This window comes from Pannonibacter sp. (assembly GCF_051860505.1).
GTDB lineage: Bacteria > Pseudomonadota > Alphaproteobacteria > Rhizobiales > Stappiaceae > Pannonibacter.
Genome location: NZ_JBHYDX010000032.1, coordinates 1 through 13015, shown reverse-complemented (window position 1 = coordinate 13015; position 13015 = coordinate 1). Strand labels below are relative to the sequence as shown.

At 64.5% G+C, this 13015-nt stretch carries 14 protein-coding genes and 1 pseudogene; 10 read left to right on the top strand and 5 right to left on the bottom strand.

The genetic code is table 11. The features are described 5' to 3' along the window. Positions 1–258: 258 nt before the first annotated feature. Positions 259–816, bottom strand: coding sequence for a DUF924 family protein (locus ACTIFE_RS18680; protein ID WP_439530651.1), 558 nt, complete (start codon positions 814–816; stop codon positions 259–261). A gap of 60 nt (positions 817–876) precedes the next feature. Here ACTIFE_RS18680 and ACTIFE_RS18675 point away from each other — a divergent pair, with 60 nt between their 5' ends. Next, positions 877–1113, top strand: a complete 237-nt coding sequence (locus tag ACTIFE_RS18675; protein ID WP_439530650.1) for a sulfurtransferase TusA family protein — start codon at positions 877–879, stop codon at positions 1111–1113. Positions 1114–1116: 3 nt separating this feature from the next. On the opposite strand, the pseudogene ACTIFE_RS18670 reads toward ACTIFE_RS18675, so the two are convergent. Further along, positions 1117–1425, bottom strand: a pseudogene (locus tag ACTIFE_RS18670) (4a-hydroxytetrahydrobiopterin dehydratase); the annotation flags it as partial. A 93-nt stretch (positions 1426–1518) separates the two neighbouring features. Between ACTIFE_RS18670 and ACTIFE_RS18665 the strand changes: the two are divergent. Further along, on the top strand, positions 1519–1977 hold the full coding sequence (locus tag ACTIFE_RS18665) for a low molecular weight protein-tyrosine-phosphatase (RefSeq protein WP_439530649.1): 459 nt from the start codon (positions 1519–1521) through the stop codon (positions 1975–1977). Between the two features lie 12 nt (positions 1978–1989). Here ACTIFE_RS18665 and ACTIFE_RS18660 read toward each other — a convergent pair whose 3' ends face one another. Continuing rightward, entirely contained in the window at positions 1990–2799 is an 810-nt protein-coding gene (locus ACTIFE_RS18660) for a phosphatase PAP2 family protein (RefSeq protein WP_439530648.1), read from the bottom strand. A 116-nt stretch (positions 2800–2915) separates the two neighbouring features. Between ACTIFE_RS18660 and ACTIFE_RS18655 the strand changes: the two genes are divergently transcribed. Then, positions 2916–3530: a 2-hydroxychromene-2-carboxylate isomerase gene (locus ACTIFE_RS18655; RefSeq protein ID WP_439530647.1), complete on the top strand. Its 615-nt coding sequence runs from the start codon at positions 2916–2918 to the stop codon at positions 3528–3530. Between the two features lie 8 nt (positions 3531–3538). Here the strand turns inward: ACTIFE_RS18655 and ACTIFE_RS18650 are convergent, their stop codons facing one another. Further along, entirely contained in the window at positions 3539–4693 is a 1155-nt protein-coding gene (locus tag ACTIFE_RS18650) for a hybrid sensor histidine kinase/response regulator (protein ID WP_439530646.1), read from the bottom strand. Between the two features lie 179 nt (positions 4694–4872). On the opposite strand from ACTIFE_RS18650, the gene ACTIFE_RS18645 reads away from it, so the two are divergent. Further along, positions 4873–5853 (top strand): AEC family transporter, encoded by a 981-nt coding sequence (locus ACTIFE_RS18645; protein WP_439530645.1) that lies wholly within the window; start codon positions 4873–4875, stop codon positions 5851–5853. A gap of 20 nt (positions 5854–5873) precedes the next feature. Here the strand turns inward: ACTIFE_RS18645 and gluQRS are convergent, their stop codons facing one another. Continuing rightward, complete coding sequence (gene gluQRS, locus ACTIFE_RS18640; RefSeq protein WP_439530644.1) at positions 5874–6746, bottom strand: tRNA glutamyl-Q(34) synthetase GluQRS; 873 nt, start codon at positions 6744–6746, stop codon at positions 5874–5876. Between the two features lie 135 nt (positions 6747–6881). Here gluQRS and ACTIFE_RS18635 point away from each other — a divergent pair, with 135 nt between their 5' ends. From ACTIFE_RS18635 to ACTIFE_RS18610, 6 genes are all read left to right on the top strand, one after another. Then, a complete protein-coding gene (locus tag ACTIFE_RS18635; RefSeq protein WP_439530643.1) occupies positions 6882–7529 on the top strand; it encodes a DNA-3-methyladenine glycosylase family protein in 648 nt (215 codons plus the stop codon). Positions 7530–7621: 92 nt separating this feature from the next. Continuing rightward, positions 7622–8392 (top strand): energy-coupling factor ABC transporter ATP-binding protein, encoded by a 771-nt coding sequence (locus ACTIFE_RS18630; protein WP_439530642.1) that lies wholly within the window; start codon positions 7622–7624, stop codon positions 8390–8392. A 14-nt stretch (positions 8393–8406) separates the two neighbouring features. After that, on the top strand, positions 8407–9048 hold the full coding sequence (locus ACTIFE_RS18625) for an energy-coupling factor transporter transmembrane component T family protein (RefSeq protein ID WP_439530641.1): 642 nt from the start codon (positions 8407–8409) through the stop codon (positions 9046–9048). A 149-nt stretch (positions 9049–9197) separates the two neighbouring features. Then, entirely contained in the window at positions 9198–9761 is a 564-nt protein-coding gene (locus ACTIFE_RS18620) for a biotin transporter BioY (protein ID WP_439530640.1), read from the top strand. Then, positions 9758–11374, top strand: coding sequence for an AMP-binding protein (locus tag ACTIFE_RS18615; RefSeq protein WP_439530639.1), 1617 nt, complete (start codon positions 9758–9760; stop codon positions 11372–11374). Before ACTIFE_RS18620 ends, ACTIFE_RS18615 begins: the two co-directional genes overlap by 4 nt. Beyond that, positions 11371–12513, top strand: coding sequence for a thiolase family protein (locus ACTIFE_RS18610; RefSeq protein ID WP_439530638.1), 1143 nt, complete (start codon positions 11371–11373; stop codon positions 12511–12513). The genes ACTIFE_RS18615 and ACTIFE_RS18610 overlap by 4 nt, the downstream gene beginning before the upstream one ends. Positions 12514–13015: the final 502 nt, after the last annotated feature.

Genomic DNA, 13015 nt, shown 5'->3' with positions numbered 1-13015 from the left:
ACAGCCGCCCTGGGTCGGGCCGGCTTCATGATCTCTTAAACAAGGACCGTGCCACTTTGCCGGAGGCGGGAAAAAGTCGAGGCTTTCTGCGGGGTCTGGAGGGACAATCCAGGCAGTCGCGGCAGGATTGTGCTGCGTTGCAAAAGAATACTGCAGGCAAACTGCCTGTTTTGCAGGCAGAGAACTAAAAATGCCTATTTTGTGATCACTTCCTGAATCATCTTTGGGCGTGCCCAAGTTTTGGGCGCGCCGCTGATGTCAGGCTGAAAAGCCGCCATCGGCCAGATAGGCCGCTTCTGCCGCTGTGGTTTCCCGGCCAAGCACCGTGTTGCGATGGGGGAAACGGCCGAACCTGCGGATCACATCCATGTGCAGCAGGGCATAGTGATAATAGGTCTGCTCGCCGGTGCGCCGGCATAGGTCGACGGCTTTTTCCTGCAGGTCGATGTCTTCGGCGTGTTCATAGGGAAGATAGAAAAACACACGGACCGACTTGGGAAAGGCGAGGTCAAAGCTGCGGGACAATGCGATATCGGCGACGTCGCAGGCCTTGGGGTCTGCTGCAAAGGCGCGCGGATCGTTGCGGTAGACGTTGCGGGGGAACTGGTCCGTCAGAATGATCAGCGCCAGGGCGCCATGTGGCGTGTCGAGCCATGTGTCGAGATCGCCCGCCTTGGCCGCATCCATGTGCGAAAGAAACCGGTCGCGGATCTGATGGTCGAAGGCATCATCGCGGGCAAACCATTTGCTCGGCCCCGCCTGCCACCAGAACTCCAGAACACTCAAGGGGTCGAGGTCGATAGAATTCACGCTCATGCCTGTTTCCTTCTCTGCTGGATGCTTGACGGGGCAGGGCGGCTCCCCCAGAACGGACGCATGACGTCCAGCCACAGTCTTGATCTGAAGGGCCTCAAGTGCCCGCTTCCGGTTCTGCGTACACGACAGGCTCTTATGCGCCTGGAGGCTGGCGCGCGGCTTGTTGTCGAAGCGAGCGATCCGATGTCCGTTCTCGATGTTCCGCACATGTGCAACGAGGATGGTCATCGCCTGATTGCCCAGGACCGCCAGGGCGACATCATCCGGTTCACGATCGAGAAAGGCAACCGCCCCTGACGGTCAGGCCGCTGCAGTTCCGGCTGCGGCCTTGTCGATCTTGCGAGCGAGTTTCACATCCAGCTCGGTCAGCCCGCCTGCATCATGCGTGGACAGGGTGACGTCGACTGTGCGGTAAACATTCGACCACTCGGGGTGATGGTCCATCTTTTCCGCCATCAGCGCCACTTTCGTCATGAACGCGAACGCCGTCGAGAAGTCGGCGAACACCAGGCGCCGGTGGATGGCCTCCCGGCCATCGACCAAAGTCCAGTGCGGCAGCTTCGCCAGTTCCCGCTCACGCGCCTCCGCAGTCAGTCGCTCCGCCATGCCTTGCCTCCTTTGCCCGGATCGCGGCTTGCCATCGGCCGCCGTTGCCGCTGAATATAAGGACCGACCGCTTCAGCTGCCAGCCGGGACCTGCCCATGCCTGCCGTCCTCTTCGTCTGCCTTGGCAACATATGCCGCTCGCCGCTCGCTGAAGGCGTGTTTCGTCATCTCACCCGCCATCACACCGGCGGGGAACCGTTGCTGGTCGATTCGGCTGGCACCGGAGCCTGGCATCAGGGCGAGGCGCCGGACCCCCGTTCGATCGCGGTTGCAGCCCGCCATGGCATCGATATTTCGGGCCAGAAGGCGCGGCAGGTTATTGGCGCGGATTTCTCCCGCTTTGACCTGATCTTGGCGATGGATGGCAGCAATTTGTCGGATCTCAACCGGATGGCGCCGGCCCAGTCGACAGCAACGGTGCGCCTGTTCCTCGATGCCCCGCCCTGCGACGTGCCGGATCCTTATTATGGCGGTCCGACCGGCTTCGAGACGGTGTTCCGGATGGTGGAGGACGGTGCGCGTCGGGTGGCCGAAGAGATCGGAATTCGCGTCTGACGGCTGGCCGGTTCAACGGAACTTTGTCAGGAAGGACCGGGCCCGGATCGATGCCGTTGTGGTGACGGCGGCAACGGCGCGCTGCAGCGCACGTCCGGCCTTTGTCAGCGCCTCGTCAAGTCCCTCGTCGGTCAACCAGCGGCCGGGGCGACGGTAGAGGATGTGATAAACGCTCAGAATAACAAGGAAAGTCACGCCCCAGGACAGCAGCGTGTCGGAGAGAAAATGCCCTCCGAACGCGACCCTGTTGGCGGACAGGGCCAGGATCAAGGGCACGAGTGCGGCCACGATCACGGGGCGCCAGGCCTTCGGTGCAATGAACACCAATGTCAGCAGCCAGACACTCGCCGACCCTTCGCCAGAGACGAAGGAACAGTTGGTGTCGCACCAGTTGCTCGGCAGCCAGACCGGGATATAGGGCATGTCGCCGCCGAACTGCTCCACCATCACCGGGCGTGGTCGGCCCCAGGTGTTCTTCAGCAGCGCATTGACCACCAGCCCTGGCCCCAGGATCAGCGTTGTCAGCAGAAACACCGGTGTTCTCAAGGGCATGACCGGTGCCCGTCCCGGCAGGAGCAGCTTCAGCAAGAGGACACCGATGCTGACAATCGCGATTATCTGGACAATATGCGGTCCAAGGTAGCGGAGCTTGCGCAGGATAGGTTCGCCTTGCGCGAAAAAGCCGAGCGCGGGATCATGGAAAACGCCGCTTGCAGCCAGGTCAAGTCCCGGAAAAGCAAGGAATATGCCTGACACAAGCGCGATGTAGAGAAGGGTCGCACGAAAGGGATGGCGGGTGACCCATCCACCGAAGCGGGCCATTCCGCGTCCAACGTTTTCGCGGTACATCCGGATCCTGTCTGACATCTGGCTTCAATATCTGAATTCTTCAGCGACGGCGAGACCGTCCTTTCCGCCCCGCATGTGGGAGAGCAAGCATGACTGCGCAACGGCCCAAACTCTCCTTCTGGTTCGATTTCGGCTCCACCTACAGTTACTTGACCGCCATGCGCATCGAAACGGTGGCAAGGGACCGCGGTCTTGATCTCGCGTGGCGGCCCTTCCTGCTGGGCCCCATCTTCAGCCGCCAGGGTTGGTCGACCTCGCCGTTCAACCTTTTTCCAGCCAAGGGCCGCTACATGTGGCGCGAGATGGATCGAATGACCGAAGAAGCCGGCCTGCCGCTCGTCCAGCCAGACCCGTTCCCGCAGAATGGCCTGATTGCCGCGCGGATTGCCCATGCCAATCGCAAGGCGGACTGGGCTGGTGCGTTCATTCGCGCTGTATTCATGGCTGAATTCGGCGAAGGCCGCGACATTTCCGATCCGGCCCTGATCGCCGCTCTGCTGCTGGACCTTGGCGCGGATGCCCGGGCGGTGATGGCGGCGGCCGACAGCATCGAGGTCAAGATCGGCCTTCGAGCCGCTGTTGCCGAAGCCGAAACTCTCGGCATTTTCGGGGCGCCGAGTTTCGTCACCGAAGACGGTGAACTCTATTGGGGCAACGACCGGCTGGAAGATGCCGTCGAATGGGCACTGCGGATCGTCACCTGACTGTTTTTTCAGGCCTCGACGCTCAGTTCGGCCAGGCGCAGCTTGCGCCGTTGGCGGGCAAGTTCAAGCGCCTGATACAGATGCGAGGGGGACAACGGCTTGGCCAGAACTTCCTGGAATCCGGCTTGCCGCAGACGCCGGTCGCCAACTGCCTCGAGGGCCGCAGTCACGGCGATCAGCGGCAGTCTCGCACCATCCGGTCCATGCCGCAGGGCTTCGGCCGCCTCCATTCCGGTCATGCCCGGCATGTGCAGGTCCATCAGCACCGCGTCATAGGGGGTCCGTGCGGCCATCGCGACGGCCGCAGCGCCGCTGCCGGCCTGGTCGCTGGTCATGGCAAAGGATTCCAGCAAGGCGGAGAGAAGTCGCCGGTTGGTGTCGTTGTCGTCAACGATCAGAACATGCGCCTCGACATTGGCTTCGCGCGACGCGGTCGCTCCTTCGCTCGTGCGAACTGCCAGAGGCAACTCGATGGCAAAGCGGCAGCCACCGCCTGGTGCGGTGGTCAGGTCGAGGTGCCCGCCGGTCTGTTCAACCAGCGCCCGTGCCCCCCAAAGTCCGAGCCCCGACCCACTGCCGCCCGCGCGTCCGGCCGTGCCCCGGGTGAACGGCCGGAACAGCCTGGAGCGTTCCAGCACATCGATGCCCGGCCCCGTATCTGTGACAACAAGCAGCAATTGCCCGGGTTCGCCAGCGGGAGCCAAGTCAAGCCGGATGCTGCCGCGCTGGGTGTACTTCAGGGCATTGTCGAGGAGCATCGTCACAATGCGGCGGAAGGCGATGGCCACCTGCTGTGTCAGCAGCAAAGGTTGCTCAGTCAGTGTGACAATGAGGTCGAGGCGCTTGCGCTCGGCAACAGCGGCGAAGAGGTCATGCACGCTTTGCAGGATCAATCGCGCATCTTCGTTTGGCCTCTGGGGGCCGTTGCCTTGCCTCGGGCGTCCACGCTGGATCAGATCGCCTGTCATGGCGCTCAGCGCATCGATGGCATCGAGCAGGATGCCGAGCCGTTCCTGCTGCTGCGGTTGCAGCGGCCCTTGTGCGATGAGTTCCGCCGTCAGGCGCATGGCATTCAGCGGCGTGCGCAAGTCATGGGCAACGAGTGCCAGTTCAGCCTCGGCACTACGGTCGGCCGCATCCGTGTCGCTGCCCTCGTCAGTCATGCGGTGGTTGATCCGGTCTGGATGCCCTGACCTGTCCGGTTGACCGGCTCAAAGGGCGTGACTAAGGTTTTGCGGTGCGTTGCACACCACTTAAGTGTCGCACGGGCGGCTCGTCTGGTCCACGCTGCCCGGCTGTGTGGCGAAAAATCCTCACAAGTTCTGTCAGGCGCAGGGTGCCGATGTTTGCACAGGTTTTCACCATCGTCCTGCCCGTGTTTTTGCTGGTGGGGATCGGCTATGCCACGGCCCGAACGGGAATTCTGTCTGCCGTCGTCGGCGAGGCGCTGGGCCAGTTTGTCTATGTCATCGCGATCCCGGTCCTGATCTTCAAGACGCTTGCGGTTGTTTCAATTGGCGATGCGTCGCCGTGGGCGATGTGGCTGACCTATTTCGGTGGTGTCGCCGTTGCCTGGACCACCGGCACCCTGGTGATCCGCCGGCTGTTTGCCCGCGAAGCCCGGGCGGGGGTCATTGGTGGAATCTCGGCCGGCTTTGCCAATACAGTGATGGTTGGAATTCCGCTGGTTTCAGCCGTCTTCGGCAAGGATGGCCTCGTGCCACTGATCCTGCTTATTTCCGTGCATCTGCCGGTCATGACGATTGTCACCGCGATCCTGATGGAGCGGGCGGCTGCCCTCGATGGTATGGCCGAGGCGCGTTCTCCCTTGGCCGTTGTCAGATCCATCGTCATCAGCCTGGCGCAGAACCCGATCGTGATTGCCATCCTCTGTTCCGTGCTCTGGCGGCTGTCCGGCCTGCCGCTGAGCGGCATTTTCGAGGATGTCCTCACCCGGATTTCGGCCACGTCGCTGCCGATCGCGCTGCTGTCACTCGGCATGAGCATGGTGCTCTACGGCATTCGCGGCAATCTCTTGCCCGGCGTGCTGCTGAGCCTGATCAAGGTCGCGTTGATGCCGGCTGTGGTTCTGGGGCTCGGGCTTTATGTTTTCCAGCTGCCCCCCCTCTGGGTCGCGGTGATGACCCTGACGGCAGCCTGCCCGACGGGTGTCAACGCTTTCATCTTTGCCAACCGCTATGGCACCGGCCATGCGATGTCGGCCAATTCGATCACCCTGACGACGGCCGCAGCCGTTCTCACCTGCGGCTTGTGGGTCATGGTGCTGGACGCGATGGGGCTGGTCGGTGCAATCGCCGGCTGAGCCAGGTTGCAAGCGTCGCGTCAGAGCCCGATCCGGGCCCGGATGTCTGCCGGCGTCCATCCGGCGTCCCGCAAATCACGCAATCCCGTATCGCCCGCCGATTTCGACAGTTTGCGCCCATCTGGTCCGGTGATCAGTCGGTGGTGGTGGTAGATCGGGGCGGGCAGGTCCAGCAGATGTTGCAGCAGGCGGTGCACCGAGGTGGCGTGAAACAGGTCATGTCCCCGCACCACGTGGCTGATGCCTTGCCGCGCGTCGTCCACGACGACGGACAGGTGATAGGACGTCGGCGTGTCCTTGCGCGCCAGGATGACATCGCCCCAGGCCGAGGCATCGGCGGTAACCCGGCCGCTCTCGCCAGCCGGTCCTGCGCCGGTTTCCTGCCAGTCAAGCAATGTCCCCGCCATCTGCAGCGCCCGGGCCATGTCAAGCCGCAGGGCATAAGGCTCTTCTTGCGCCAGACGGGCTGCGACGTCTTTTTCCGACAGCAGTGACGCATCCCCCGGGTAGATCGGCGCCCCGTCCGGATCGCGCGGCCATGGTCGGCCTGCTGCCTCTCGTTGCGCCACCACATGGCGGATTTCAGTCCGGGTGAGAAAGGCCTTGTAGATCAGTCCCATCGCGTCCAGCCGCCGCAAGGCGTCCGCGTAGTCGGCAAAATGCTCCGATTGCCGCCGGTGCGGCGGGTCAGCATCGAATCCGATCCAGTCGAGGTCCTCCAGCATCGCGGATACGAGATCCGGCGTGCAGCGAACCGTATCGATGTCCTCGATGCGCAGCAGCACGCGGCCATTCACGGCCCGGGCCATGTCGAGATTGAGCAAGGCCGACAGCGCGTGGCCAAGGTGCAGATGGCCGTTGGGCGAGGGGGCAAAGCGGAAGGTCTCAATCATGCCGGCATTGTTTCTGTCCGCCAGCGCTTTGCAAGCCCTGCTGCAGATTTGTCGGCGTGTGCTGCAGGCCGGCTGTCACCATTGCTCCCTTTGCTCAGATAGCGGAAGCTGCGCTGCATCTGACAGGAGCGACGAATGCAGCCAATCGAATCGCTGGACGACATTGCCACCGGGCTTGCCGCGTTACCGGAGCTTGACGCTCGCCTGGCCGAGGTCTTGGCCATTGCCGGAGATGTGCCGCTGCGCCGGCGCGAGGCGAATTTTGCCGCTCTGGTCGGAATTGTCGTCTCGCAGCAGGTGTCTGTTGCGAGTGCCCGGGCGATTTTTGCCCGGCTCGAGGCCCTTGTCTCGCCGCTTGAGGCAGAGAGCCTCAGCCGGTTCACCGACGAGGATTTCGCCGGGGCCGGTCTGTCCCGGCCGAAGATCCGCACGATGCGGGCGATGGCCGATGCTGTCGCCGCGGGCCTCGACCTCGGCCATCTTGCCACCGTGCCGGCCGCCGACGCGGAAGCGCAGCTCTGTGCCATCAAAGGCATCGGGCGCTGGACCTCGGACATTTTCCTGCTCTTCTGTGCCGGCCATCCGGATATCTTTCCAAGTGGTGATGTCGCGTTGCAAAATGCGGTCCGGGATGCATTCGGCCTGGAGGCGCGGCCCGATCCGAAAACACTGGATGCGATCGCCGCCGCCTGGTCGCCCTGGCGCGGCGTTGCAGCGCGTCTGTTCTGGGCCTATTACGCCGCAACGCGGGGCGGCAAGGAAAGCCTGCCGGTCCAGATCTGAGACCTTGGCCCGGCATGACCGGAGGCCGGCCTTTGACATGCCCGGACAGGGCGGCAATAAGCGGGCGGCTAAGGTAAGGATACGGACAGGACATGGCATTCTGGTCAAGAAACGCGCATGGGGAGACGACAGTTGCCTGCGATCCGCGCCGGGCGGACTACGCCGTCTTTTCCAATGTCACGCTGCTGCGATCCGGCAAGACGGTTCTCTCCGGCCTGTCCCTGACGCTCAGCGAGCGGCGGGTTGCCGTCATCGGTCTCAATGGTTCGGGCAAATCCAGTTTTGTGCGCCTGCTCAACGGCCTGCTGCTGCCAGACAGCGGTGAAGTCCAAGTTTATGGCGCTGACACGCGGCTTGTTCGGGCAGACCTGCCGCGCCATGTCGGCTTTGTTTTCCAGAACCCGGACCACCAGGCGATCTTTCCAACCGTGGCGGAGGAGGTTGGCTTCGGTCTCACCCAGCTCGGCGAGGATCGGGTGGCGGCGCGGGCGGGGGCCCTGAAATTCCTCGCCCAGCACGGTTGCGCGGCGCTGGCCGAGCGGCCGTTTCATGATCTTTCCGAAGGTCAGAAGCAACTGGTCTGCATCCTGTCGGTTCTGGTCATGCGGCCGGATCTCGTCGTCCTGGACGAGCCCTTCGCCAGCCTTGATGGCCTGGCCACGCGGCAGCTGATGCGCCGTCTCGTCGCCCTGCCGCAAAAGCTGGTCATGGTCAGCCACGATCTGCAGCTCATTCAGGGGTTCGACCGGGTGCTGTGGATCGAGGACGGTCTGCTGCGCATGGACGGGGAGCCGGGCACCGTGCTGCCGGCCTATGTGGACGACATTGACCGGCGCGCTGCCGCCGTTGCCGATTCCATCTGAGCGGAGGTGCGGCGATGCTCTCGCTCTATCTTCCCGGCAAGAGTTTTCTGCACCGGCTGCCGGCCGGGGCGAAGCTGGTGCTGCTTGCCCTCGTCAGTGCGGTGCTGATGCCGGTGGCCCAGCCGCTGGTGCTGGCCGGCGTGCTTGTCCTTGCCCTCGTTCTCTATGCCTTGCTTGGGCGCGAGGGCCTGCGCCAGGTGCAGCTTGTTCGTCCGCTGGTGCCAATCCTTGTGATCCTGCTGCTTCTGCATGGGGTCACCGGCTCGGCCATGGAAGGTGTCACCGTTGTCTTGCGGCTTCTCACCATGGTGCTGCTCGCCAATCTCGTGACGCTGACAACGCGGATGGACGACATGATGGCTGCAGTTGCGCCGATGTTCCGGCCTCTTGCCCTTGTCGGCATATCCCCCCGCCGGCCGGCTCTGGCGGTGACATTGGTGCTGCGTTTCGTCCCGGTTCTGCTGGCGGTCTATGCCGCCTTGTCCGAGGCCTGGCGCGCGCGCACCGGGCGCCCGTCCAGTTGGCGCCTGATTGCGCCGCTGGCCTTGCAAGCGCTGAAACTGTCCGATCATGTCGCCGAAGCGCTGATTGCCCGCGGCGGTGCCGATGGCCTTGGCCGCTGTGCACCGGCGCGTCCGCCACGCCGCTGGTCCTGAAGCATTAGGCGCCCCTCCGCTGCTTTGCCGATTTGCCTGATCCCCGGACTGCCGGTATGAGGAGCGGGTCCAGCCACGCGCCTGTTGCCAGTGGCCCTGCCGTCCAGGCCTCGGTTCTCGCGAGACTGGCGGCTGACATGGAGAAACTGATGTCCGATTCACGGGACCACAACCTTGTGCAGATCGCCTTCTACGCCGCGCTGATCGCGGTGCTGGGGCTTCTGCCGCCCTTTGCCATTCCTTTCCTCGGCGGCGTGCCAATCACCGCCCAGTCGCTCGGCGTCATGCTGGCCGGCGTCATGCTCGGGCCTGTGCGCGGCGCCCTTGCCGTCTGCCTCTTCCTGTTCCTGGTGGCGCTGGGCGCGCCGCTTCTGTCCGGTGGCCGGGGCGGGCTTGCCGTTTTTGCCGGTCCCTCGGTCGGCTTCCTGATCGGCTTTCCGGTCGGCGCCTTTGTTGCCGGCCTGATCATGCAGCGCAGCCGCAAGCTGGCTGTTCTGCCCGCCGCCGCTGCCGCCGCAGCCGTTGGTGGCATCGGTGTCGTCTATCTCTTCGGCGTGCCGGGTGTTGCCCTGATGGCAAGCCTGTCGCTTGACAAGGCCCTGCTTGGCAGCGCCGTCTACATCCCCGGTGACCTGATCAAGGTAGCGATCACCGCTGTTGTCGCGGAAACGGTCTCGCGCGGTTTCCCGAGTGCCCTGGTCTCGCGCGGATGAGCTTCGTCGGGGCTGCGCTTGCCGGACATGCGGCAGCCCGCCCCGACGCCGTCGCGCTGTCCTGTGGCGCGCGGCAACTGACTTACTTGGCGCTTGACGCCGAAATCCGGGCGCTTGCCAGCACGCTGGCGGGCGCCCTTGTCGTATCTGAGGCCTTGTCTGGCGCCGTCTTGCCATTCGATGGCCGCGATGCCCTGACGCGCCAGCCCCGTGTTGCGCTGGACCTTGCCGATCCGCTGGACCTGCTTGTCTCCTTTCTCGCGGTTGTCCGCGCCGGGGCAGTGGCGCTGGTGCTGGACCCGGCCTGGCCCGCACCGCGCAAGGCGGCCATCCGTGCGGCCACAGCGCCTGCAGTGTACCTGGATGCCGCCCGGCTGTCGGAACTGCGGAGGGGGCCTGTGCCCGGGACTGACTGGCCCCAGCCGTCCCGCGATCATCTCTTTTATGCCGGCTTTACCTCCGGTTCGACCGGTGAGCCCAAGGGCTATGCCCGGAGCCACCGGTCCTGGACTGACAGCTTTGCCCTCAGCCGCCAGATCTTCGCCATCGGTGCGGAGGATCACGTGCTGGTGCCCGGCAGTCTTGCCCATTCGCTGCATCTTTACGGCGCCGTCGAGGCACTGCATTGCGGCGCGCGCGTGACCCTGGCCGAGAGCTTTCTGCCCGGGCGGCTGGCACGCAGCCTTGCGCAGTCCGACATCACGGTTCTTTACGCGACGCCAACCCAACTTGTGCTGATGCAGCGCGAGATCACGCGGCTCGGACTGGCACTGCCCGGTCTCCGGCTCTGCCTGGTCAGTGGAGCGGCCTGGGGCGCCGGCGAGAAAGCCAGCTTGCGCGCCGCGCTGCCACACACCCGCCTTGCCGAGTTCTACGGCGCCTCGGAAATGAGTTTCCTGACCCTGTCTGCAGATCCGCAGCCCGCCCCCATCGGCTCCGTCGGCAAGCCTTTTCCCGGTGTCGAGATTTCCCTGCGCGATGAGGCTGGCCGTGACTGCGGCACGGCGGTCCTCGACAACTTGGGCCGCACCGCGACGGGGACAATCTTCGTGCGCAGTCCGCTGCTGTTTTCCGGGTACATTTGTGGTGGCGGCACGGAAGTGCGCTGGGACGGCGAGTTTCTCACAATCGGTGACCGGGGCTGGCGCGATGCCGACGGCAATCTCTATCTGGCGGGGCGCGACAAGCGCATGTTTGTCAGCGCCGGGCTCAATCTGTTTCCCGAAGAGGCCGAGCAGGTGCTGCGGGAAGCGGGCGGTGTCGCCCTGGCCGCTGTTTTCGGCGTACCCGACCGGCTGCGCGGCCGGGTTCCCGTGGCGGCGATCCTGTTCGAGGAGGAGCGCGCCCCGGATCCGGGATATCTGCGCCGGCTCTGCCTTGCCGCGCTCGGCCGCTCCAGATGCCCGCGCCGGTTCCATCTCTTAGAGGCTTTTCCCTTGACCTCGGGCGGCAAGATCGACCTGCCTCAGCTCGAGGCGCTGGTTCTGGCCCGCGAGGCGGCCCGGAGTTCTGGCTGTGAGGTTGGCCCGGACACTGGCCCGGACACTGACGTGGGCACTGGCCTGGAGGCAAACCGCCAGTCCAGTCCAACCTCTGACGGGCGTCGCGCATGAACCGGTCCGTCGTCATTGTGGCGGCGCGGCGCTCGCCGGTGGCCCCGCGCGGTGGGGCCCTGTCCCGGCTCGATCTCGCCGGTCTCGGCGTTCCGGTCCTCAAGGCAGTGCTCCAGGACGCCGGTCCTGCCGCCGCTGAGGTCACCGAAGTCATTCTCGGCAATGCACTGGGGGCTGGCGGCAATCCCGCGCGCCTTGTCGCCCTTGCGGCCGGGCTTGACGACAGGGTCAGCGGCCTCACCCTGGACCGGCAGTGCTGCAGCGGTCTTGATGCGCTGGTGCTGGCCGCCCGGAGCATCGCAGCCGGGGAGGCCAATGTGATCCTTGCCGGCGGCATCGAGAGTTTCAGCCGGGCGCCGATCCGTCAGCACCGTCCCTTGCGGCCGGGAGCGCCTGCCGTTTCCTATGATCGCCCGGCCTTCGTTGCCGATCCGGAGCGGGATCCGGATCCGCTCGAGGCCGCCGCGCGTCTGGCCGCTGCCGAGGGCTGGACCCGGGCAGCGCAGGACCAGTATGCCAGCGCCAGCCATGGGAGGGCGCTGCAAGCCCAGTCTGACGGACGCTTGACGAGGGAACTGGTTCCTCTGGCAGGGCTGGAACGGGATGCCTTCACCCGATCCTTGCGGCCCGCGCTTTTGGATCGCGCCCCTGTTCTGGCCGGAGATCCGCTGCACGGTCTGACTGCTGCAACGATTGCTGTCGAAGCCGATGCAGCAGCAATGCTGGTGCTGGCCGCAGAGGAACTGGCACGATCGCGCGGCTGGCCGGTCCTCGCCCGGTATTGCGGCGCGTCGATGTGCGGCGGTGATCCGGCTGATCCGGCAAGGGTGCCGCGTCGGGCGATGGCGGACCTGCTTCAGCGTCTCGGCTGGACCGCTGCGTCTTTGGGACGTGTCGAACTGATGGAAGCCTTTGCCGTTCAGGCGCTGGCCTGCCTGTCCGGCTTCGGCTTTGCCAGCGCGGCGGTGAATGCCGGCGGCGGAGCGCTGGCGCGGGGGCATCCGATCGGGGCGTCGGGCGCGATCCTGGCCGTCCGCCTTGTCCGGGAGCTGACCGCGATGCGGGGAGGGACACGGGGGCTGGCCGCGATTGCGGCCGTTGGCGGCCTTGCCACCGCTGTTGCGTTCGAAACAGCCTGATACGTTGCCATTCCGGATGCCGGACACCTCGTTCTGTCCGCTTCTGACAAGGGGGCGAGGCACAAGACCTCCGTATCTTTGCCAGGCCCCCGGGGACCGTGCAGCGCCGCACATTTTCTTTTGCTCAGAGTGTTGATAAGTCAGCCTAAGATTTTTCTATTTTATTTCAATTCGTTACTCAGGCTGCCGTTAGTGTCTTATCCACAGACCGGGCGGAGAAATTTTTGCGCGGCGCGACTTTTTTCAAAATTTGCGATTGACGGTTGGGTCTGTCGCCCCCTATAAGCTGGCTCAACGACGGCGGCAACGTCGCCGGCGTCGGGGAGTTGCTTCCCGAAAATTCTGGAAAATGCGGCTTGACAGCCGGTGCGATGTACCGGATAAGCGGCCTCGTTCTTTCGGACGGCTAACCAGTTAAGTGGTTAGGTTCTTTGACAATTTATGTTTTGAAGGAAGGGAAGCGTGGTCGGCGTTGTTCTTGCGCGGTCGGGTCTTGAGAGAG

Coding starts and splice junctions, on each gene's coding strand:
- ACTIFE_RS18680 (WP_439530651.1), bottom strand. CDS start 816: ATGAGCGTGAATTCTATCGACCTCGACCCCTTGAGTGTTCTGGAGTTC.
- ACTIFE_RS18675 (WP_439530650.1), top strand. CDS start 877: ATGACGTCCAGCCACAGTCTTGATCTGAAGGGCCTCAAGTGCCCGCTT.
- ACTIFE_RS18665 (WP_439530649.1), top strand. CDS start 1,519: ATGCCTGCCGTCCTCTTCGTCTGCCTTGGCAACATATGCCGCTCGCCG.
- ACTIFE_RS18660 (WP_439530648.1), bottom strand. CDS start 2,799: ATGGCCCGCTTCGGTGGATGGGTCACCCGCCATCCCTTTCGTGCGACC.
- ACTIFE_RS18655 (WP_439530647.1), top strand. CDS start 2,916: ATGACTGCGCAACGGCCCAAACTCTCCTTCTGGTTCGATTTCGGCTCC.
- ACTIFE_RS18650 (WP_439530646.1), bottom strand. CDS start 4,693: ATGACTGACGAGGGCAGCGACACGGATGCGGCCGACCGTAGTGCCGAG.
- ACTIFE_RS18645 (WP_439530645.1), top strand. CDS start 4,873: ATGTTTGCACAGGTTTTCACCATCGTCCTGCCCGTGTTTTTGCTGGTG.
- gluQRS (WP_439530644.1), bottom strand. CDS start 6,746: ATGATTGAGACCTTCCGCTTTGCCCCCTCGCCCAACGGCCATCTGCAC.
- ACTIFE_RS18635 (WP_439530643.1), top strand. CDS start 6,882: ATGCAGCCAATCGAATCGCTGGACGACATTGCCACCGGGCTTGCCGCG.
- ACTIFE_RS18630 (WP_439530642.1), top strand. CDS start 7,622: ATGGCATTCTGGTCAAGAAACGCGCATGGGGAGACGACAGTTGCCTGC.
- ACTIFE_RS18625 (WP_439530641.1), top strand. CDS start 8,407: ATGCTCTCGCTCTATCTTCCCGGCAAGAGTTTTCTGCACCGGCTGCCG.
- ACTIFE_RS18620 (WP_439530640.1), top strand. CDS start 9,198: ATGTCCGATTCACGGGACCACAACCTTGTGCAGATCGCCTTCTACGCC.
- ACTIFE_RS18615 (WP_439530639.1), top strand. CDS start 9,758: ATGAGCTTCGTCGGGGCTGCGCTTGCCGGACATGCGGCAGCCCGCCCC.
- ACTIFE_RS18610 (WP_439530638.1), top strand. CDS start 11,371: ATGAACCGGTCCGTCGTCATTGTGGCGGCGCGGCGCTCGCCGGTGGCC.